Annotated in this window: 19 protein-coding genes; 2 read left to right on the top strand and 17 right to left on the bottom strand. The window is 40.6% G+C overall.

Annotated features, from left to right (window positions below):
* Positions 1 to 14: 14 nt before the first annotated feature.
* The 9 genes from PGP85_RS06750 to PGP85_RS06790 all read right to left on the bottom strand — a co-directional run bounded on the left by PGP85_RS06750 (position 15) and on the right by PGP85_RS06790 (position 8,349).
* The gene (locus PGP85_RS06750) at positions 15 to 1,187 is read right to left on the bottom strand and encodes an ABC transporter permease (RefSeq protein ID WP_270326696.1); all 1,173 of its coding nucleotides are present in this window, start codon (positions 1,185 to 1,187) and stop codon (positions 15 to 17) included.
* Positions 1,174 to 2,310: an ABC transporter permease gene (locus PGP85_RS06755; protein WP_270326697.1), complete on the bottom strand. Its 1,137-nt coding sequence runs from the start codon at positions 2,308 to 2,310 to the stop codon at positions 1,174 to 1,176. The genes PGP85_RS06750 and PGP85_RS06755 overlap by 14 nt, the downstream gene beginning before the upstream one ends.
* A 15-nt stretch (positions 2,311 to 2,325) precedes the next feature.
* Complete coding sequence (locus tag PGP85_RS06760) at positions 2,326 to 3,255, bottom strand: ABC transporter ATP-binding protein (protein ID WP_010740747.1); 930 nt, start codon at positions 3,253 to 3,255, stop codon at positions 2,326 to 2,328.
* Positions 3,256 to 3,569: 314 nt separating this feature from the next.
* Positions 3,570 to 4,262, bottom strand: coding sequence for a winged helix-turn-helix domain-containing protein (locus tag PGP85_RS06765; RefSeq protein ID WP_270326699.1), 693 nt, complete (start codon positions 4,260 to 4,262; stop codon positions 3,570 to 3,572).
* A gap of 18 nt (positions 4,263 to 4,280) precedes the next feature.
* Positions 4,281 to 4,466, bottom strand: a complete 186-nt coding sequence (locus PGP85_RS21315) for an LPXTG cell wall anchor domain-containing protein (RefSeq protein WP_333490235.1) — start codon at positions 4,464 to 4,466, stop codon at positions 4,281 to 4,283.
* Positions 4,414 to 5,148 (bottom strand): hypothetical protein, encoded by a 735-nt coding sequence (locus PGP85_RS06775; protein WP_270326701.1) that lies wholly within the window; start codon positions 5,146 to 5,148, stop codon positions 4,414 to 4,416. The genes PGP85_RS21315 and PGP85_RS06775 overlap by 53 nt, the downstream gene beginning before the upstream one ends.
* 21 nt (positions 5,149 to 5,169) lie before the next feature.
* On the bottom strand, positions 5,170 to 6,339 hold the full coding sequence (locus PGP85_RS06780; RefSeq protein WP_270326703.1) for an ABC transporter permease: 1,170 nt from the start codon (positions 6,337 to 6,339) through the stop codon (positions 5,170 to 5,172).
* On the bottom strand, positions 6,336 to 7,412 hold the full coding sequence (locus PGP85_RS06785) for an ABC transporter permease (protein WP_270326706.1): 1,077 nt from the start codon (positions 7,410 to 7,412) through the stop codon (positions 6,336 to 6,338). Before PGP85_RS06785 ends, PGP85_RS06780 begins: the two co-directional genes overlap by 4 nt.
* Before the next feature lies 1 nt (position 7,413).
* On the bottom strand, positions 7,414 to 8,349 hold the full coding sequence (locus tag PGP85_RS06790) for an ABC transporter ATP-binding protein (protein WP_270326709.1): 936 nt from the start codon (positions 8,347 to 8,349) through the stop codon (positions 7,414 to 7,416).
* Positions 8,350 to 8,475: 126 nt separating this feature from the next.
* Between PGP85_RS06790 and PGP85_RS06795 the strand changes: the two genes are divergently transcribed.
* A complete protein-coding gene (locus PGP85_RS06795) occupies positions 8,476 to 9,570 on the top strand; it encodes a sensor histidine kinase (protein WP_270326710.1) in 1,095 nt (364 codons plus the stop codon).
* A complete protein-coding gene (locus tag PGP85_RS06800; RefSeq protein ID WP_270326711.1) occupies positions 9,567 to 10,205 on the top strand; it encodes a response regulator transcription factor in 639 nt (212 codons plus the stop codon). Before PGP85_RS06795 ends, PGP85_RS06800 begins: the two co-directional genes overlap by 4 nt.
* A gap of 102 nt (positions 10,206 to 10,307) precedes the next feature.
* Here PGP85_RS06800 and PGP85_RS06805 read toward each other — a convergent pair whose 3' ends face one another.
* The 8 genes from PGP85_RS06805 to PGP85_RS06840 form a co-directional block, all read right to left on the bottom strand.
* Positions 10,308 to 11,372: a DUF2922 family protein gene (locus tag PGP85_RS06805; protein WP_270326713.1), complete on the bottom strand. Its 1,065-nt coding sequence runs from the start codon at positions 11,370 to 11,372 to the stop codon at positions 10,308 to 10,310.
* A 353-nt stretch (positions 11,373 to 11,725) separates the two neighbouring features.
* On the bottom strand, positions 11,726 to 12,991 hold the full coding sequence (dltD, locus tag PGP85_RS06810; protein ID WP_270326715.1) for a D-alanyl-lipoteichoic acid biosynthesis protein DltD: 1,266 nt from the start codon (positions 12,989 to 12,991) through the stop codon (positions 11,726 to 11,728).
* Positions 12,991 to 13,224, bottom strand: coding sequence for a D-alanine--poly(phosphoribitol) ligase subunit DltC (gene dltC / locus PGP85_RS06815; RefSeq protein WP_010740760.1), 234 nt, complete (start codon positions 13,222 to 13,224; stop codon positions 12,991 to 12,993). Before dltC ends, dltD begins: the two co-directional genes overlap by 1 nt.
* A 188-nt stretch (positions 13,225 to 13,412) precedes the next feature.
* Positions 13,413 to 14,666, bottom strand: a complete 1,254-nt coding sequence (gene dltB / locus PGP85_RS06820; protein ID WP_270326716.1) for a D-alanyl-lipoteichoic acid biosynthesis protein DltB — start codon at positions 14,664 to 14,666, stop codon at positions 13,413 to 13,415.
* Positions 14,666 to 16,177, bottom strand: a complete 1,512-nt coding sequence (gene dltA / locus PGP85_RS06825) for a D-alanine--poly(phosphoribitol) ligase subunit DltA (protein WP_270326719.1) — start codon at positions 16,175 to 16,177, stop codon at positions 14,666 to 14,668. The genes dltB and dltA overlap by 1 nt, the downstream gene beginning before the upstream one ends.
* Before the next feature lie 45 nt (positions 16,178 to 16,222).
* Positions 16,223 to 16,372, bottom strand: coding sequence for a teichoic acid D-Ala incorporation-associated protein DltX (locus PGP85_RS06830; protein ID WP_010740763.1), 150 nt, complete (start codon positions 16,370 to 16,372; stop codon positions 16,223 to 16,225).
* Between the two features lie 263 nt (positions 16,373 to 16,635).
* Complete coding sequence (locus PGP85_RS06835) at positions 16,636 to 18,648, bottom strand: FtsX-like permease family protein (protein ID WP_270326721.1); 2,013 nt, start codon at positions 18,646 to 18,648, stop codon at positions 16,636 to 16,638.
* A complete protein-coding gene (locus PGP85_RS06840; RefSeq protein WP_270326723.1) occupies positions 18,638 to 19,405 on the bottom strand; it encodes an ABC transporter ATP-binding protein in 768 nt (255 codons plus the stop codon). The genes PGP85_RS06835 and PGP85_RS06840 overlap by 11 nt, the downstream gene beginning before the upstream one ends.
* Positions 19,406 to 19,586 lie beyond the last annotated feature (181 nt).

Consider the following 19,586-nt stretch of genomic DNA (forward strand, 5'->3'; position numbering starts at 1 on the left):
CGATTTTTTATTGGTTAAGCTCGTGCCTTTTTAAATGAAAAGCCGCCTTTCTCCCGCATAGTGATTAAATGAATCACCCAGAAGACTGCCGCGAAAACCAGCAGCATTCCTGATTGGAAAAGGAATTTATCCATAAATTTCTGATTAAAATCGACGGTCTTGCCGATCAGTTCATTGTTTTGCGCAAACCAATAGGTTGGTGTGAAAGCCGCGATCTTATTGACGATATCTGGTAAAAACTCCCCTGGTACAAAGATCCCGCCGACGAAACAACTTCCCATGATGAAAATATTATTGATACCTGCAATGGCGTCTTCGTTTTGCAAAACACTGGTGATCATGATTGAGAAGCTGATTATCGGTATAAAAAAGGCGACTGTATTCAAAATGAAATAGCCCATCACTTGATCGAAACTGCCCTTCGTGATCACCACCACGAACGCGACAAAGAGTACCCAGCAGAAAACTGCATAAGCCAAATTACCAGTTGAGATTCTGCGAGCTAATTTACGGCGCGAAACAGGTGAACAACTATTCCGTTGTCGTATTTCCTCTCGATTAAACGCTAAATTGACTGCGGCATATCCGCTAAAGATCGACAAGAACATCCCGTATGCTAGTAAGTTGTAAATCTGTCCGCTAACACTTTGCTTTTGCTTTTTATGGTAAGTGGAATCAAAATGAACCTTGCCATCTTTGCTTAACGTCTTCTTGGTCATTTTCAACAATTCTTGTTGATTTTGAGCAGGCATTTGCTTTTGATAGGACAAATAGGTGTTCAGATAATTATTTACCGTCGTATCCACTAACGATTGAGAAAAAGTCGCAGGCCGTGTTTTGCTTGCCAGCTTCACTCGCTCGCCATTGGCTAATTTTTCAGAGAAGTCTTTTGGTATTTCTAAAATGTATTCCACTTCGTCAAAATACAACGCGTCATCTAGACTCTTTTGCGAGGTATCTTTCAGTTTTACGATCGTGTGCTGTTTCCCTAAATAATCCACAAACCCCTTTTCAATCGCGGAGTCGTCTTCTGACAGGATGGCAATCTTTGCACCCGTCAGCTCTTCCGCATCTTTTGTCATCTGCCCGGCATAAAACATGGTAATGATCGCCATGATGATCACGCCAAGTAAAAGACTGCCCTTATTCTTTTTCAGAATTTGCAAAATCGCTCTATAAGTGGTCATATTGCACCTTCCTTTCAAAAGAATAATTTAACAGAATGAACAAGGCCGCAAAGCCTGCCAACCAAGCGAGGTTGTAATAAAACGGTCGCAAGGATTGATAATAAAACAATTGATACAGGCTTTCACTGATCAAATTAACAATATTGATTCGTCCCAGCATAGGCAGATGGACATCGATCCAATATTTAATCGATTGCGAACCCATCATTCCAGCTAAGAAACTCATGATCATCGAAATCGAGATACCGATCGATATCTTCTGTTGGAAATCTAATTTTGAGAATAGATTGCCGATCAACGTGCCAAATGATATAGCGGTAAAAGCCCCAAAGGCACAGACCAGCAGAATGTAATTCCAGTGATCGCCAAACTCGACTTGATACACAAAACGATAAAATAGTAAGATCAAAACAATTTGAACAAAGAATAAAACAAAACTGGCCAGCATATTGGCAAATGATACAAACAGTTTGTTGCGCGGTATCAAACATAAACGCATACCTTCCGGCGATTGATTTGCCTGTTGGTCATTGGCATTGCGTAATCCCCACATGAAACCATACATCACAGTCATTCCCACTAAGGTAAAGAAGTAGAATGATTTCAAGTTAAAATTCCCTGTCCCGTTCCCATCTTTGACGAAGTTCTGCTGCTCCAGTGCTTGGCTGATCGCCTGCGGCTGAACCGTTCCAGAAGCCAATAGGGTTTCAACTTTATCAGTATTTTGTAAATATTGATTCAACAGTTCCTTTAAAACGGTCTGTTGCGTACCGCTTTTACTGACAAATAATTCGATTTTTTTGGCGTTAATCTCAAAATAGCCAGAAATCTTATCATCCGCCAACTGCGCTTTCGCTTCTTGCTCAGTCATTTTTTTACTTTTAAAAATGACTTTCCCATCATCTTTGATTTCTTTTAATACCGTTTCAAATTGATCGGATTTAGTTTGGTCGGTGGAAACAATCCCTACTTTAGATGTCTCCAACCCCATGATCTCATCCAAATTTCCAAAGGCCAAATTGAACAGCAATCCTAAAACGATTGGGAAAGCGAATGTCCAAAAAAGCAGACTCCGATTTCTCAGCAAGACACGAAGCCGGTAAATAAATAAACGAATAAACATGTCGCGTCCTCCCTCCTAGTCTCTCAATTCTTTCCCGGTGATCTCCAAGAAGACATCGTTCAGCGTGGCTTCAAGGGTATGGATATTGGTGTAAGAAATCTTTTCTATTTCAAAATAATTTAGGATCGGCAGCAGCGTTTCCTTCATCGCTTTGGTCGTTACCGTCAGATAAGTCTCGTCATAAACGGCTTCGATCACATTAGACATCTTGCCGATCAGCTGAATCTGTTCCTCACGTAGTCCTGGTGCTTCGATCACCAGCTTCTCATTCTCACGAACCCGATTCTTCAGCTGTTCCTTGGTTCCTTCGGCAATGACCTTGCCCTGATCAATAATCACGATATTGTTGCAAAGGATCTCTACTTCTTCCATATAATGCGTTGTATAAACGATCGTCGCACCTTGGCGATTCAATTCTTTGATACTATCCAAAATCTTATTCCGACTTTGCGGGTCAACGGCAACTGTCGGTTCGTCTAAGAAAATCAATTCCGGTTTATGCACGATCCCGCAGGCAATATTTAGACGCCGTTTTAATCCCCCACTCAGCTGTTTAGGATAAAATTTGCGAAACTCTTCTAAACCAACTAATTGAATCACTTCTTCCACATATTGCTCCCGCTTGGCCTTTTCTTGAATGTAGAGTCCACAAAAATACTGAATATTATCCGTCACATTCAGCTCTTCGAAAAGGGCGATCTCCTGTGGGACGACGCCGATTTTTTGTTTGATATTGTACTTTTCTGGGCCCATCTCTTCCCCAAAAATCTTGATACTGCCGCTATCATAGGACAGCAGCGAAAGAACACAGTTGATCGTGGTGGATTTCCCACTCCCGTTGGGTCCTAACAATCCTAAGATGTCTCCTTTTTCTACTTGTAAATCCAAATGATCTAGTGCCTTAAATTTCCCGTAATGCTTGACCAAATTTTCGATTTTAATCATTTTCTACACTCCTCCTGCTATCAACCTCACACTTTTTAATAAAACTCTTTTGTTTTTTGATTCTTTCTTATACCTGCGTTTATGCTGATTTCCCAGCATAAACACGGTCTCATCTTAAAGATATAGTATAGCCTAATTACTACGACAGATAAAGTAAAATTAAAACAAATTGTCACTATCCTTCAAAAAAAATACATTTTATAAATACAAAACAAATAAAAAAGGAAATAAAAAGAATATCCAGTCATCAGACAACGCCCATCGATCAAAGATGTAGTTGAGAGATTCCTAGATATTCTTATGACTAGCTGCCGTTAATTGGCTTTTTCGAAAAAATGTCTTTCCGCTAAAAACGAAGAAAACTGACGATCAATAGTGTAGCCTTGACCCCAAATTGTTTTGATAGCATTCTCGCTAATGTCTGCCCGTTTGCATTTTTCTTTGATTTTATTAATCAATACAGACATTTGAGACAAATTGGAGTTGGTCGCTCCTGCTCGCCATAAATATTCGCACAGCGTATTGCGAGCGACACATTTGCCGGGAGATTCGTAAAGCGCTTCGATTACTTTTCGTTCATTTTTTGAGAAATTCAGGCGTTCAAACTCGACATTGCTGAAAAATAATTTTTCCGCCTGTTCAAAGTCTTGGCCGACTCGCTGCCGCTCTTGAAATTTTTCTCTTAATTCCTCAATCGTCGCTTCCGTGTGCAGGCTCTCAACCTCCTCAGCTTCTAACTCTTCATGAAGCTGCTCGACTTTTCTTAAAATCGTTATATCATATTTTTTTTGATTGAAAAAGCGGATGGTCTCGACACTTTCCCGCTGCGAAATTGTTTCGCTGATGACCACCGATTCAAAGATATTAAACAGCACCTTTGTATAGAGCGGATTAGTAAAATCGGCGACACTCTGCTGGGTACAAAAAACCTCGTGTCCTAAATACTGCAGCCGTTCCTGCAACTTTTGCTCCGCCGTGATATTCTTTGTTAAAATCAACACTTTCATACAGTCATTCACCTCTTTCTAGCTAGCCTGCTTCTTTCTTTTTCTGCGATACAAAAGAAAGAGCAGTAATACGATTAAAACAGCAGCCCCCACAATCAAATACATCTTTTGGTTTTGTTTTTGCTTGTTTTGTGCTTTCTTCGCTTTACTTTCAACGTATGGCACACGATGTCCGCGGACCAATAAACGATGCGAGTTCACCATATAGGGTGTGCAAGTAATCAACGTCGCGTAATGATTTCAAATTCAGATTTTTACTAACATCCAGAACTGAAACATTGGTGTTATCAAGATTGACTGCTTCCAACTTGGTATTCTTAGTAATGTCAATGCTATTAATACTCGTAGCTGGTGCTTCCAAGGTAATTAAGTTAGTCGCATATTCGATTCCTTTCAGACTGTCCATTCCTGTAAAACGATAATCGAATTTAATCAGAGTAAGCTCGGCCATCATTTCATCGGTTAGTTGATCTTGAGCCTTTCCATACCCGCTCCAACCGCCGCCCTTATCTTGAACGGACATATTGGTTCGCAGATAATGTGCAAATTTCGCATCGATATCCGTCCCTTCGATCAAGAACTTAGCTGCTCTTGGTTTAGGTGATAGCGTATCTGCCTCTTTTTTCGGTTCTTCTTCCGAATCGCTGGTGCTTTGCTCGGATTGTTCCGTTGCTTCGCTTGTCTTTTTGATTTTTTCTTCGCTGCTTATTTTCTCTGGCGGAATTGTCTCACTGCTTGCTGCCGTCTCTTTTTCGACCTTTTTTGTTGAACTAGCTGTCGTTTGATCAGATGACGTAGTTGTTTCCGCAGTAGCGATCAATGGTGCGATGTTTGCCAATACCATCAGCAATAAACACAGCAGTGTTGATAGTTTCCTCTTTTTCATAGTTTCCTCCTTTAGCAAAACTCATTCCTTTACTCCCATCCTTTTTAGTGATTGTTCTATGATTAAGACCCCTTTTTCTTTCAAAGTAATTAAGTAGATCACTCCAAAAAGAATTGAAAAAGCGGCCACAACCCCCAGATTGCTTAAAAAAGCTTTGTAAAATGTTTCATCAAATATTGAGACGGATTCGATCAATCGATTGTTTCTCGCAAACCAATAGACGGGCGTTAAGGATGCAATGTCCTGCACCCCTTTGGATAGGTAATCGATCGGTATTAACAGACCGCTGATAAAACAAATACCGGTAATATAGACATCCTTGATTCCATTCAAAATTTTGGCTTTAGAAAAAATACCGCAGATCATCATCGAGAAGCTGACGATACTGAAATAGAAAAACAAGGTATTTAACAAGTACAAAGGAAGTGATTGCCCATACTGAGAGTAATTAAGAAATAGCGTCAGCAGCGTGAAAACGATCAATAAGAAAAAGGAATAGAGAAAGACTCCTAATGAAAGTTTTGTAAAAAGCTGCTTAGCTGTCAGCCGTCCCTGTAAAATTCTTGCCTGCAGCTCGCGCTGATTAAAGGAAATACTGACGATGCAATAGCCAGAAAAGATCGTGAAGAACAAGCAATAGCCCAGAACATTCACATAGTTGCTGACCTCTACTTTTTTTGGCTTAGTCATTTTTTGTAACCCATCTGTTTTGCTTAACTCATTCACCGTCTGAGTCAATATGCTTTTTGAGTCACTCGCTGTTGTTTGATTTCGCTGATAAACCTGAATAAATTGCCCAACAGCTTTTTCGACATATTCTTTTGCCAGCCGGTTCGCCGTTGCTGTATACGTCAGCTCGATTTCCCGCTGCTGTTTCAAGCTCGCGGAAAAGTTCTGCGGAATCGTTAAGTAGTAATCGATTTCTTCAAAATAGTTCGCTTCGATTGTTTGAGCTTTTCTTGGAATTACTTTGATGTTGGCGTTTTCTTGCAAATAGTCTGTTAATGCAGCACTTTCAGCCGATTGGTCTTGATCCTGAAGACCAAGGCGCATGACCTCTTGCTGCGTTGAGTCACTATCAGGCAGTTCGAAGTGATAGAAAACAGTGACACCCAGCATAATCAGAATGCTGACGATCAATCGATATTTATTTCGGCTGAAGACTTTAAAAATCGCTTGATAAATCGTCATATCATCACTCTTTTCTGACAAAAGTAAGTACTCAGACTAAAAACAATAGTGAGTCCTAACAGATAGACTATATTTTTATAAAAAATGTCAGCCGTAAGAGAATAATTTAGATAAAAGAGACTTTCGCTGACTACGTTGACTAGATTGATCTTGCCTAAAATCTCAGCATTCTGATCAATCCAATTCTTTGCTCCCATTGAATTGAACATCCCGGCTAAACAGCCCATCCAAGTACTCAATGAGATTCCTAGAAAGATCGCCGCCTCCGTTTTGAATCGCCTCATGACTGTTCCTAACAGAGCGCCCAATGACAGGCTCGCGGCTATTGCTGTTATGCAAAGCAGTAATAGCTTTGTAAGAGACATCGTGAATTCGATTTGAAAGATGATCCTGAAGAAACCAATTAATAGTAGAACTTCCGTAAATAAAATAATGAAGGCTGCCGCTATTCGAGTGATCATCGCTTCGGTGTTTGATAAGCGCGAAGCTCTCAGTCTGCTTTGGAGACCCTTTTGTTTCAGATCATTGACCAAGTAGACACCCCAGACCATGCCGTATCCGATCGCCATTCCGATTAAAGTAAAAAAATAAAAATTGCGGTAATTGATTGTTCCTCTGGTTTCTTTTTTTGCCGTAAATGTCAGATTGGCACTTGTTTCATTCGATTGTTTCTCTTGCAGATACTGATCTCTTTCTAGCTTTAATTTTCTTTGGATCATGCCTTGAGCCTTTGTAACAAGTTGGATTGTCTGCGGACCTTCGATCTCAAAGTAACTGATCATTTTTCCCTGCCGCAGATTTTCCTCTGCTTCTTTTCTAGAAACAAACTGAAAATCATAAACAAAATTGGCGGACGTTTCCTTCGCTAGTGCCGTCGTAAAATCATTCGCGGTCATGGAATCTTCGCTCACAATCCCAATCGCATATTCATTGGAGATATCGCCCTGATACGTATTGGTTAGTCCCAAATAGAAAAGCAACCCTAGAAAAATGGGAAAGGCCAATGTCCAAAAGATCAATTCCTTTTGTCTGATCAGCAGCTTTAGACGGGCAGCTAATAAATAGTTAAACAATCTACCCCTCCTTAATCGAAATACCAGTCAATTCAAACAAGATTTCGCTTAATGAACTTTCCTGTATCTCTGGGTTAGAATAATAAATCTCTGCCTGTTCAAAATAATCCATAATTTGAAACAAGCTTTTATTCTTACTATTGACAGTAAACGTAATTTTTTCGGCTTCGTAATGACTGTCTAAAACACCGGGAAGAGCAGATAAGTTTTTAAGATCTTCTTCCGTTAACAATGAGACTTCAAAGAAAATTTTCTCCTTCTCCGTTACCATCCCCCGCAATTGTTTTTGTGTTCCTTCAGCAATCAGATTTCCCTGATTGATAATAATGATGCGATCACAGATTTGTTCAATATTGTCTGCGATGCTGGATGTACATAAAACAGCCTGCTTGCGTTGCTTAAACTGCTTGATCAGATGAATCACTTGTTTTTTATTTTCCATATCTAAACCTAGAAACGGTTCATCGAACAAGATCACCTCTGGTTTATGGACGATACCGCAAGCGATGTTCAGTAATTTCTGCTGATTCTTATCTAGCTTGGCCGCTTGACGATCCTTAATACTTTCCAGACCGGTCAGCTGCAATACGTCGTCTACGTTTTCTTTGCATTTATTTTTGTCATGAATATATAACCGGCAGAAGAAAGCTAAATTTTCCGCGACGGAGAATTCATAAAAGAAAGCCGATTCTTGGGGAATGAGTCCAATTTTATTTTTTAAACTCTTTTCCTGCGAAATTTTTTTATTAAAAAGTTTAATTTCGCCGCGATCGTATTTTTCATTTTCCAAAATGCATTCCAGCAAAGTTGTTTTGCCGCTTCCGCTAGGACCTAATAAAACCACTGTTTCTCCAGCATTTAGGCTCATTTCAAAATGATTCAGCACCATTTTATTGCTGATGCGTTTCGTTAAATTTACAACCTCAATAATTTTCATCTTAAAAACCTTTTGTTTTTCTTTTATTTTTTTAATATAATATGAATATAATGAAATTAATTGTTAATATTTAGCGAAAAAAGTCTAAATCGCCATGACATTTGTCACTTTTTTGGAGGATGTACTGTGAATTACAAACAGATTTTTTATTTCGAATACTCATTTTTGTTAATAACAGGTCTTATTCTGTTAGTTATAAAAGAATCCTTAGTCAGCTCTATCATTTTCTTATTGATCAGTCTGATCGTGATCGCTCCTAGTATCTTTTTCGAAAATGAGCGGAGTCGTTTTATTTCGCTAGTCTCGCTGCTTTTACTTAGCAGTATCTGGCCCAGCTTTTTATTCTTTCTGCCGGGAACACTAAAAATCGCTTTTCAAAGGAAATCAACACTTCTATTGATTGTTTGTTTCCTATTCATTGTTCCGCTATTTATTAGAGAGAGTTTCTCTCCGCTTTTTCAACTGATCATTTTCAGTCTCTCGATGATCGCCATTTTGTTGAACCTTAAGGAACAAAGCAATCGAACGTTAGAAAAGTCTTTGCTTGAGATGCAGGATGAGAGTTGGGAGAAACAAAAATTGCTCGAAAAGAAAAATGCGGAGTTGTTGGATTCTCAGGAAAGCCTGCTTAACCTGCAAATTTCTGAAGAGCGCAATCGCATCGCGCGAGATGTCCATGACAATGTCGGTCATTTCTTATCCAGTGCGATCATCCAAGTCAGTGCGATCGAAACGATTAATCAAAAACAGCAGCTGATTCATCCATTGAGTCAATTGAAATCGACGATCAACGATGGCATGAGCAACATTCGCGAGAGTGTTCATAACCTTCATCACGAGTCGGTCAATTTGGATGAGATCAGCAAGCTGTTGATTCAAGACTTTCATTTTTGTCCGGTAGAATTTACGGGAGAAATTCCTCGTGATCTCTCAAATCAGCAAAACAAAGTATTATTGATGGTGCTGAAAGAAGCACTCTCAAATATCATGAAACACAGTCAGGCGAGCTTTGTTTCAATCAGCTTTGAGCGCTTAACTGCTTTTTACCGCATTGAAATAAAGAATGATGGGGTGATCGCAACTAATAATCAGACAGGTTCGGGGATTGGTATTATGAATATGCGGCAACGAATGAATGAAGTGGGCGGAAAATTAAGTATAAATACACATGAAGATACTTTTTCATTGATTATCTTTTTATCGAAGGAGGAAAATATATGATTCGAGTCGCTGTCGTAGACGATGACCGTTTAGTAACGGAATCATTGTCAACGATTTTAGAATCAACGGGGGAAATAAAAGTGGTGGGCAGTGCTTACTCTGCGAATGAGGCGGTTTCTCTTTACCTAAAAGAAAAACCGGATGTCTTACTAACCGATATTCGAATGGGGGAAAACACCGGGATCGACGCCGCCAAAGAAATTTTTAAGCACCATCCAGAGTCAGCAATTCTTTTATTGACGACCTTTTCTGATGATAATTATATTCGCGAAGCCTTATCGATCGGGATCAAGGGGTATCTGATCAAGCAAGATTTGGCCTCGATCTTACCGGCAATCAAGGCCGTAAATAATGGACAATCGGTTTTTGGAACAGAAATCGTTGGCAAGCTAAATACCTTTTTGAGAGAAGGCCGTTCTGCCTTCAATGAACATGAATACCCGCTCTCAGAAAGAGAACGATCCATCCTGCTGCAAGTTGCCAATGGCAAGAACAACAAGGAAATCGCCAAAGAATTATTTCTAAGTGAAGGAACCGTACGAAACAATATCAGTCAGCTGCTGGAGAAATTGGAAGTTCGCGACCGCACCCAGCTGGCGATCTTCTACTACAAAAACTACCAGCAGCCAGTTTGACAGCAAAAATAACCTAGGGAGACAGCTCTCCTTAGGTTATTTTGTTTGTAAGTAATTAACACGAGCCAAAAATTAGTCACTTAAATGGAAAATGGTCTGCTATCACTGTTTCCATTTATTAATCAGATCTTGTACATAGGCTTGTTTATTCGTAAGCGGCCTATGCCGTTGCTTGGTACTTTTCGGCGGATCGGCAAGCCCGATAGTATTGGATTCTTTTGGTAGTTGTCCTTGAATTCGGGTCTGTGGGTGCGGGACAACAGAACTGGACGTAATTCCAGCGAGTCGACGTTGAATTTCTGCCTGCTCGATTGGCGGCTCCTCCTCTTCCTCCACAAAGACCACACGAATATCCGCTAAACTCCTCACTTCTGGTCGGACCACTTGAACCAATGCCAATACTTCCGCTTCACTCAATTTACTTGGATCAACACCTGCTGGCGCAATGATCTTTAATGTCTCAACAGTTGTTTCCTCCGCTTCAGAAATTTGAGCAGACTCCTTCACTGTTTCTTCTTGCTGTGCAACTTCCTGCAAGACTTCTTCCTCAAACGTATCCTTCGTTCCTGGGCGAGCGACTTTGACAAATTTTACAAAGCGGCGTACGCCATCCGCTTTTTTGAAAATGCTCAACATCGTTAGAATTTCTAAGATTTCAGCGACTTCGGCTTTTGTGCGTGTTTCGTCCGCATCTCGGATCGTCAGTGTATGTTTTTTGCCAGTGGCATCTTCAAAAACGGATACTAAACGCAGATCAAGCTCAGAATGCTTGCATGCTCTCGTTCCTGGCGTATCCAAAAGCTTTTTATATAAACGAGTTTCCTCAGAAAAACGATAGTATTCCTTCTTATTGCTAAATAGACGTTCAATGACTTTCTCCCATTGTCCGCCTTTTTCAAAATAATCTTTGAAATAACTACAATACTTGCGCAGCACATCGCTTGGCGCCGCGGTCATGAACAAATCACAAACTAACTCTCTGCATAAGAACGAATAGTCACCGCAAATTAACGCATTCCGCAACATGACCACAACCAGATACTCAATTACCGATGCCGTATCTTTTGTGTGTTGGAAATAGCTGATGATTTTTTGCTCTAATGTAGTGCTTTTCATACTGAATAGCTGTCTTTGAGTTAATGGTTCTGTCTGCGCTTTTACTTTCATGTCGTCCGCTCCTTTTATTTATGCACACGCTTTCTTTTATTCACAAAAACAGCATACCGTTAAACCTTAAAAATGGCGAGTTTTATATTTAACGTTGGAGATCACTAAATGTTCATGTACCCATTTTATGTGTTTTTCTTAATAATAATGAGTAAATTAAAATAACTAACAAAAATAATACAAGCTCAACTAATAATTATTCTATCTGACTCTTGCTATAAAAAAAAGAACAGTATTCGATCATTAAAAATCGAAATACTGTTCCTTTTCGTGTTTGTGAAACGTCACTTTCACGCTTCTTATTTTAGTTAAAAATCCAAGGTAAAAGACAAGATTTTGTTTCTATCGACTACTTACTTAATCTCACCCGGATTCATTTCTTGCCATTCTTTGCTTAAGAAATATTGGTTGTTGATTTGGTAATTTTCTGCTTGAGATTTGCGATCCTTCAAGAATGGGGCAACTTTTTGATCAGCCGCTAACCAGCCTTTCCAACCTAAGTGGATCGTATCTTGCATAAAGTATGGTGTATTCTGCTGATTGGTATAATCAGCAATATTCGTAAAGCCTTGAGACGTTAATTGATACTTGATCTTGTTAGAGAACTGTTGCAGCATCTCGTCTGAAAGTCCGGTAAATTTCGCCCAACGACCATTCACTGGCGGAATAATAAAGAGCGCATCCGTATGTTCTTTGGCTAGTTGATCCAGTGCCAATTGGAAATCAGAAAATTCTGGTGAATAACGATAATCCCAATTTTTTTGTGAATCAGCTAAAAGATTCATATGCGGTTTGATCCGTTGTTTGTAGAATCGTTGTTGTATCCCAAACTCATTTCCTTCGGTCGCCCGCTTGCCTGAGCGATTGGCCAACGTATTCAACTCATGCTGATCGTAGTTTTCAGGTAAAGCCGACACGTTTTTATCGATCGCATCTTGTTTACTGATCATACCGATCGTACTGAATAATTCGTCTTCTCGTTCCAGCATATTCAATTTCAATTTGCTGAAGGTGATATCGGTTTTGTCTGGCAATTGACCATCCATTACTGCATCCAGCATTCGTTCTAAACGTTCATCTTTTTTTACTACACCATAATGAGTCAAGCGATGCGCCAAATACTGATCACTTGCTTGAACTTTTTTCAAATTTAACAGCCAATTCAAGGTTTGTTCGGGAGAATAATACGCGTCAAAGTAATCTCGTTTGATCCCCTGTTTAACGAACCATTGCGGAGAAATGATGAAAACTACTTTCCGATCTTTCAGCTCATTTCCCAACGACTGCATCATCATAAATTGAGTCAGTGATTGCGTTCCTGGCGCCCCCATCAAGAAGGGAGTATAGCCGCGGTCATATTTTTCTGCTAAGACCGATGGATGAAACGGACTGATCCGGCTCAATTCAGAAGAGCCAAAGAACGGTACATAGTTGTCGGTACTTAGAGCTTCCTTTGTAATACTGTTTCCTCGTAAAACGTTTCCCGCCATCGAACTTGAAGCAGCTTTGATCAGCTTCGGATCATTGCTGTTGATTTTGAATGGTGAGAAAAACAGAAGAACCAATAAGACCGTCGCCAAAAGAATCGGCCCAAAGATACCGAAAAGTTTCTTTTTCATTAAGCTTGCAAAGCCTTCACTTGTTCAATGATTTTATTGGGTGTATTCCATTGAGCACGGTCAAACTCTGAAACTGGAACTTGTACGCCTAATTGTCCTTCGATCTCAACTAATAGTTGAACCGTTGCTAAAGAGTCCATCAATCCTTCTTCAAACAAATCTACATCGGGATTGTCTCTTACTTCATCTGTACCTGTGATATCTTCTAAAATACTAAATAATGTGTCTTCCATGTTAATCGCTCCATTTCGTTTTTTGTTTAATTTATTAGTTGATAAAAGCTAAATCATTTTTCTTGTTTTAGTGCGTAAAGGCTAGCTCATTTTATAGTATTCATTTTTTCAAAAACCTAAAAAATGAGTTTTTTTTCGTACGCATACCATCCAGCTAAACGGTTCACGCCTCGTACTTTTTTAAAGCATTACATCAGCTTGAACTTTAGCAAACTGTGAAAAGCTGGACTGGCAAATATATTATGGAACCATAATTTATCCAAGAAGCCTGAGAAGATCAAAAAGCTCAAGCAGACAGCGTTGAAGGTTAAGAAGATCGCCAACGCATGGGTAAATTTATTTGATGGCAGTTGTTTCTTATGTTTTTTCTTGAAGCGCAGCCACGCGTCGGTCAAACAAATCAAAGCCGCGTGGTAGAAACCGTACAAGATATAATACCAAGTCAACCCGTGCCAAACGCCCATGATCAGGAATAAGGCGAAGTAGCCGACATTTGAGGCCACGATCCGGCTCTTGAAGGTTTTCTTTTTGATCAAAGTGAACATCAAACGCATATAGATGTAATCACGGAACCAGAAAGACAAGGTCATGTGCCAGCGATTCCAGAATTCTTTGATGTTCCAGGATAAGAACGGCTTGTTGAAGTTTGGCGGTGTTTCGTACCCCATCAACTTGCTGGTACCAACAGCGAACAAACTATACCCGGCAAAGTCGAAGAACAAATACATGCTGTAAACATACATGTAGCCGACTAGCCCCCATGAGAGACCGCCGTTATGCATCGCAATGCGATCCACAATTGGCAGCAGGACTTGACCAAAATAATAGCCGATCACGAATTTGTATAAGAAACCGACGAAAATATCGTGAACACCAGAACCTAGCAGATCTACATATTTTTCTGGGGTTGGCGGTTCATTCAAGTCTTTTTCAAAGCGGCGGTAACGATCGATCGGACCAGATGAGATCGTTGGGAAGAACAGCAGGAACTTAATGTAATTCAACGGGCTGTATTCCTTGATCATACCGTCGCGCATTTCCATGATGATCTGAACGGATTTGAAGGTCAAATATGAAATTCCTAAAAAGCCGACGATCGAGTTTTGTCCATCGAGAAACGGTGTTACCTTCACAAGAATCAGCGGTACGATACTTAAGAAAACCGCGAGGTAAAAAATGTTCGCTTGATTCTTGTTTTGACGATAGTGGTGATAGCACCAAACCAAAATACTTTGGAAAATCACGTAGCCGATCAATGCTAATCCTTGGCGATAATCTTTCCCGCCAAAGGAGATAAATAGAAAGAACAGTGTGATCAGTGATTGATACCAATTGATTCGTTTGCCGCGAATCAGCAAACTCAAAATCAATGGCACCAATGTCACGAATAGAATGACAAAGTAAATTGGCGATGCATAAGGTACCATATGAGGGATCAGCATCAACTATTCACCTCATTGATTAGTCTCTTGCGATCGATCTTGCCATTCGCGGTCAGCGGCAATTGATCTACATAAACAAATTTTTGCGGAATCATGTAATCCATGACGCCTTCTGACAGCTCTTCCTTAATGGCCTTTGTCAGTTGATAAGCCTTTTCAAAGTCATTTTCATTAGCAACGACATACGCAACTAATTGTTGGACCTTGTGCTCTTGATACTTCGGAACAACAGTCGCTTGTTTCACATAAGATACCTTTTCCAAATGGTGATCGATATCTTCCAATTCGATCCGGAAGCCATGTAATTTGACTTGGAAATCGATTCGTCCTTCATAAAGCAGCAACCCATCCGCTTGTAAACGGCCAGCGTCTCCGGTGTGATAGGCAGGAACCCCATCGATCTCGAAGAAAGCCGCGGCAGTTTTCTCTGGATTGTTCATATAGCCTTTTGAAACACTTGGACCCTTGATGATGATTTCGCCGGCTTCACCGGCCGCTGCTTCTTGGTCTTCATCGTAAATCAAGACTTCAGTGTCTTCTTTGATATAACCGATTGGTACCCGATCATATTTTGCTAAGACATCTTGTGTTACTTCGATTTGTGTCATCGCAACCGTTGCTTCGGTTGGGCCATAAGTATTGAAGACTTTGGCATTTGGGAAGCGTCGCAATAATTCCTCCGCCGTTTTGCGCGGAAGCTCTTCCCCGCAGAATTGGAAAATCTTTAGTGACGGAACATGTTCGCCGTCGAATGTTTTTTCCATCAAACAGATGTCCATGAAAGAAGGAGTCGAAACCCAGACTTCCAACGCTAGATTCGGCAAGAAGCTGAATAATTTCTTGAAATCATTGATTACCGCTTTTTCCATCGGAACCAACGTCCCGCCGCTGCACAATGCGGGATAAACACTCATTACTGATAGATCGAATGAATACGGTGCTTGCGATAAGAATCGCATCCCTGATTCGATTCCAAAATCCTTCAAATCCCAATTAGTGAAGCTTAATAGATTTTTGTGGCTGATTTGAACACCCTTTGGTACGCCGGTCGTCCCAGAAGTAAAGATAATATAGAACGTCTCATCATCTGTAACTGGCTGCAAGTCTTTTTGTGCTTGCTGCGTAGTAAAGATTTGTGCTAATTCTGTCGGTGCCACGACTGGAATCTCTGCCGTAATTTCTTCCGGCCAAGGCAAAACACTCAAAATCATCGCCGGTTTTGCCACCTCTAAGATCAATTGAATCCGATCTAACGGTGTATTCGATTCAATCGGAATATACGCATGCCCGCTTTTAGCTGCCCCGATGAAGCTGGCGATCATTTCAAATTCCAGCTCGCCGAAGACTACGATCGGTGTTTTGGCTGTCGTATTTTGGTTTAAGTACTGTGCTAAATTATCTGACCACTGACGCAGTGTTTGATAATTGAATTGTTCTGTTTCTGATTGATACGCAATGGCATCAGGCTTGTCACTGGCCCATTGATCAATTGCTGTAATGATATTTTGCATAACTAACTATCCCCCGTTCAGTACAAGAACGTACCCTTAATTTCACTAAAATTCGTTATAGATAAAATTGCCGCCTTGAATGCTCTTATAATGGTATAAGTAAATCAGAATCAAAAGAACAGCAAAGTAGAACACCGTCTTTCCAATAAAACTTAACCAATAACGAGTAGCGGGACGCTTAAAAAAATCTTTCATCTTAGTGCCCTCTCCCTTTTATTTAGTGCAATTATAGTTCGTTGTAAAAAAATTTACCATTTTATACCCTTACATATAACGTTTTCAAACGAACAGTTTTGTCACATCTAATAATCCTAACCGTGAAAAAGCCCTCAATGCTATGAGACGCAAGCGTTACAAGGTTCGACCAGCTTTTTTGCCTAATTATTCCATTCGGAAAAAATCGTCAAAAAATGTAAAAAGGAGCGGCATGGATTTTTAAACCATGCCGCTCCTCTTACCTATAATATTTTCTTCTGATACACACATGTTACCCAATAGAATAGCGCATAGACGATCAGCATCAAGCCGCAGAAGAGATAAACAAAACCATAATTGGCATTTTTTGCGATGTGAGAGAATACCGAGATTGCCAGCATACTGTGAATCAACGCTAAAATCGCTGGGATGAAGAACACCACTCGATTCTCATGATTGATTTCGCGGTAAATGGCTTTATCGGGAATTCCCATTTGCCGCAGCAACCCATATTTTTTCCGTTTCTGCTTGAATTCCGAAAGCTGCCGCAACGTAACCATACTGGCCGTCGTAATGATGAAAGTGGTCGTTACGAAGGTCACTACGAATAGGATCAAACCGAGACTGCTGCGTGTCGATCGATAATTTTCCTGATGCGACGTATATTCTGATCGATAAATCGTCGATCCATCCTTTTTAGGTCCTTCTCCTGCTGTGATCTCCCCGACGATCTGTTTATTCTTCCATGATAGATCATAATGAATCGGATAATCCCAATCCCCCTTAAGATTTTGACGAATCAGATGATTCAATTTGTTCTCATTCTGAGGGGCAACGTCAATCGCTTCGATCGTATAGGAAAGCCCAGGTGTTTCATTAAAAATTTCATCCGAAACAACGATCATTCCGGTTCCATACCGCAGGCTCATATCACCAAAGAAGTTCGGATGCGTTCTTTGCACCGTCAGCTTGCCTTGTTTTAAATAAATACTCTTGCTGTAACGGGTGTAATCATTAAAGTAGCGCTGGTACGAACTCAAAACAACGGCCGAACGAGCAGACTTTAATTGAATATCCTCCAATGTAGGATTTATCTTTTGAAAGGCACGATAATCCGAGATAGAAACCATGTCCATAATTTCCGGTTGCGAATTCGTCCCTTCACCCGAAATTTCGACATTTTGTTTTCCCGGTACTGCTTTGAAGTGAAGTGATTGCCGCTGATACGGTGCCACGCTTTGCAATTTTGGTGCAAGCTTTTCATAACTTTGCCGTGTGATCATTAATGAAGTCGGGGCAATCTCGTTTACCGAACGCATTTCCAGCGAGGCGACCGCTGCCATCCCACCTAAAAATGCTAAAGCCAACCCTAAGGCGACTGTAATGGACCCGAAGAAGCGCCATTCACTAAAAAGCCGCAGCTGCCATTCACTTCTTGATAATATACCAAGATTTTTGTTTAAGCGTTTGGGGCGGTAAGAATTGTACCAGCGTAATGTAAAGGCAAAGAACAAATAGCTGCCGATCACACATAGCACAAAAATGAGACCCATCAGCAACGCATTTCCTTGAAACAGGCCAAAATAATCACTGGCTTTGCGGGCAAGAATAATATAGGTGATCGCCATTAGCCAACCGCTCAGTAAAAATAGTGCACCAATCGAGCCAAAAACCTTCTGCCACAATGGAATCTTCATAGCCTGAATCTTACGCAGTCGAAGTTTTTTTAAATGTGAGAACTTAGAACCCGATACCAGCCATAAAATCTGAAAAGAAACTACCGCCAGAATAAACAGAATAACTAACCCGGTTGCCAGGATCGCATCTGTTGAGAAAAAGAAGTGAACCTTCAGCGGCAGATCCATTGCTTTGACAAGAATCATACTAAAGAGCTTTGACAGCAAAACACCCAAACTAATGCCTACCGCAAAAGAAAAAATCCCAATGAACAGAATCTCTAAAATAAACCACAGACAGATCTGATAGTAATTTAAGCCATATAAATGAAAGATGCTGATGTCCTTGCGGCGATTTTCAATAAAAAAGCGGTTCGTATTGACCATAAAAAACAGCAAGATCACGACCACCGCAAAACTGCCGAAGCCCAACATCCCAACCAACTGAGTATTCTTGCCGGCACTGCGGATCAGCGGCTGCTCATAGGTCATCGCTGTGAAGGAATAATAAACCATTACCGCAAAAATCAGACTGAAGAAAAAGATCAAATAGTTCGACAGTTGTTTTTTAAAGCCGCGCCAAATGATGCTAATCAGCATTGGCCTTCCCTCCTCCGCCGATCGTTGCCTGCATATCGATAACTTTTTCAAAGAAATCTTTACGAGAAGAACGCCGCACGATTTCAGAGAAGAAACGTCCGTCTTTAATAAACAAGACCCGATTACAATAACTGGCAGTGTATGGATCATGCGTTACCATCAGAATCGTCGTCTCTTCATGCAGATTGACTTCGTCCAAGTAATTCAAAAACTCCGTTGCCGCCTTCGAATCCAATGACCCCGTCGGTTCGTCCGCAAAAAGAACCTTGGGCCGGCTGATCAATGCCCGCGCAGCCGCGGTACGCTGCTGCTGTCCAATCGATATTTCTTCCGGATAGCGATCCAAAATCCGATCGATTTTTAAAATTCTCGTCAAACGAGCTACCCGTTCTGCAATCTCGTCATTTGAAAGCTTGCTGACTGCCAGCGGCAAAATAATGTTGTCCTTCACAGTCAAACTATCGACCAGATTGAAATCTTGAAAAATGAAACCCAGATTTTCTCGTCGGAAATCAGTCAGCCTATTTTCACGCATCTGAGTAATATCCGATCCGGCAATTTTTACAGACCCCATCGTGGGTAACAAGATCGTCGAAAGAATATTCATCAAAGTCGTTTTTCCGGCTCCGCTCGGCCCCATGATACCGACAAACTCGCCCTTTTCTACAGAGAAGTTCAGATCGTTCAGGACCTTCACTTTATTGTTTCGCGAACCATAACTTTTACTTAGATGCTGGACGTTGATAATTTTCTCCATGTGGTCCTCCTATCTCGGATTCAAAGATTTATTTTTGATACTCCGCACATGCTGCAAATTCCGGCAGATATTCTTAAGTGAACGCCTGCGCAAAGAATGAATTTTTCTGAGTTAAAAATTTAAAGGAAATCCTTTTTTTGTATCCAAATTTTTTTCTTTTATGGTATCATAGTTGAGTCGG

Source organism: Enterococcus malodoratus (genome assembly GCF_027659535.1).
GTDB lineage: Bacteria > Bacillota > Bacilli > Lactobacillales > Enterococcaceae > Enterococcus_A > Enterococcus_A malodoratus.

Bases quoted from the DNA above. Each gene is read 5' to 3' on its own strand.
- PGP85_RS06750 (WP_270326696.1), bottom strand. From the start codon at position 1,187: ATGACCACTTATAGAGCGATTTTGCAAATTCTGAAAAAGAATAAGGGC.
- PGP85_RS06755 (WP_270326697.1), bottom strand. From the start codon at position 2,310: ATGTTTATTCGTTTATTTATTTACCGGCTTCGTGTCTTGCTGAGAAAT.
- PGP85_RS06760 (WP_010740747.1), bottom strand. From the start codon at position 3,255: ATGATTAAAATCGAAAATTTGGTCAAGCATTACGGGAAATTTAAGGCA.
- PGP85_RS06765 (WP_270326699.1), bottom strand. From the start codon at position 4,262: ATGAAAGTGTTGATTTTAACAAAGAATATCACGGCGGAGCAAAAGTTG.
- PGP85_RS21315 (WP_333490235.1), bottom strand. From the start codon at position 4,466: ATGGTGAACTCGCATCGTTTATTGGTCCGCGGACATCGTGTGCCATAC.
- PGP85_RS06775 (WP_270326701.1), bottom strand. From the start codon at position 5,148: ATGAAAAAGAGGAAACTATCAACACTGCTGTGTTTATTGCTGATGGTA.
- PGP85_RS06780 (WP_270326703.1), bottom strand. From the start codon at position 6,339: ATGACGATTTATCAAGCGATTTTTAAAGTCTTCAGCCGAAATAAATAT.
- PGP85_RS06790 (WP_270326709.1), bottom strand. From the start codon at position 8,349: ATGAAAATTATTGAGGTTGTAAATTTAACGAAACGCATCAGCAATAAA.
- PGP85_RS06800 (WP_270326711.1), top strand. From the start codon at position 9,567: ATGATTCGAGTCGCTGTCGTAGACGATGACCGTTTAGTAACGGAATCA.
- PGP85_RS06805 (WP_270326713.1), bottom strand. From the start codon at position 11,372: ATGAAAGTAAAAGCGCAGACAGAACCATTAACTCAAAGACAGCTATTC.
- dltD (WP_270326715.1), bottom strand. From the start codon at position 12,991: ATGAAAAAGAAACTTTTCGGTATCTTTGGGCCGATTCTTTTGGCGACG.
- dltC (WP_010740760.1), bottom strand. From the start codon at position 13,224: ATGGAAGACACATTATTTAGTATTTTAGAAGATATCACAGGTACAGAT.
- dltB (WP_270326716.1), bottom strand. From the start codon at position 14,666: ATGCTGATCCCTCATATGGTACCTTATGCATCGCCAATTTACTTTGTC.
- dltA (WP_270326719.1), bottom strand. From the start codon at position 16,177: ATGCAAAATATCATTACAGCAATTGATCAATGGGCCAGTGACAAGCCT.
- PGP85_RS06830 (WP_010740763.1), bottom strand. From the start codon at position 16,372: ATGAAAGATTTTTTTAAGCGTCCCGCTACTCGTTATTGGTTAAGTTTT.
- PGP85_RS06835 (WP_270326721.1), bottom strand. From the start codon at position 18,648: ATGCTGATTAGCATCATTTGGCGCGGCTTTAAAAAACAACTGTCGAAC.
- PGP85_RS06840 (WP_270326723.1), bottom strand. From the start codon at position 19,405: ATGGAGAAAATTATCAACGTCCAGCATCTAAGTAAAAGTTATGGTTCG.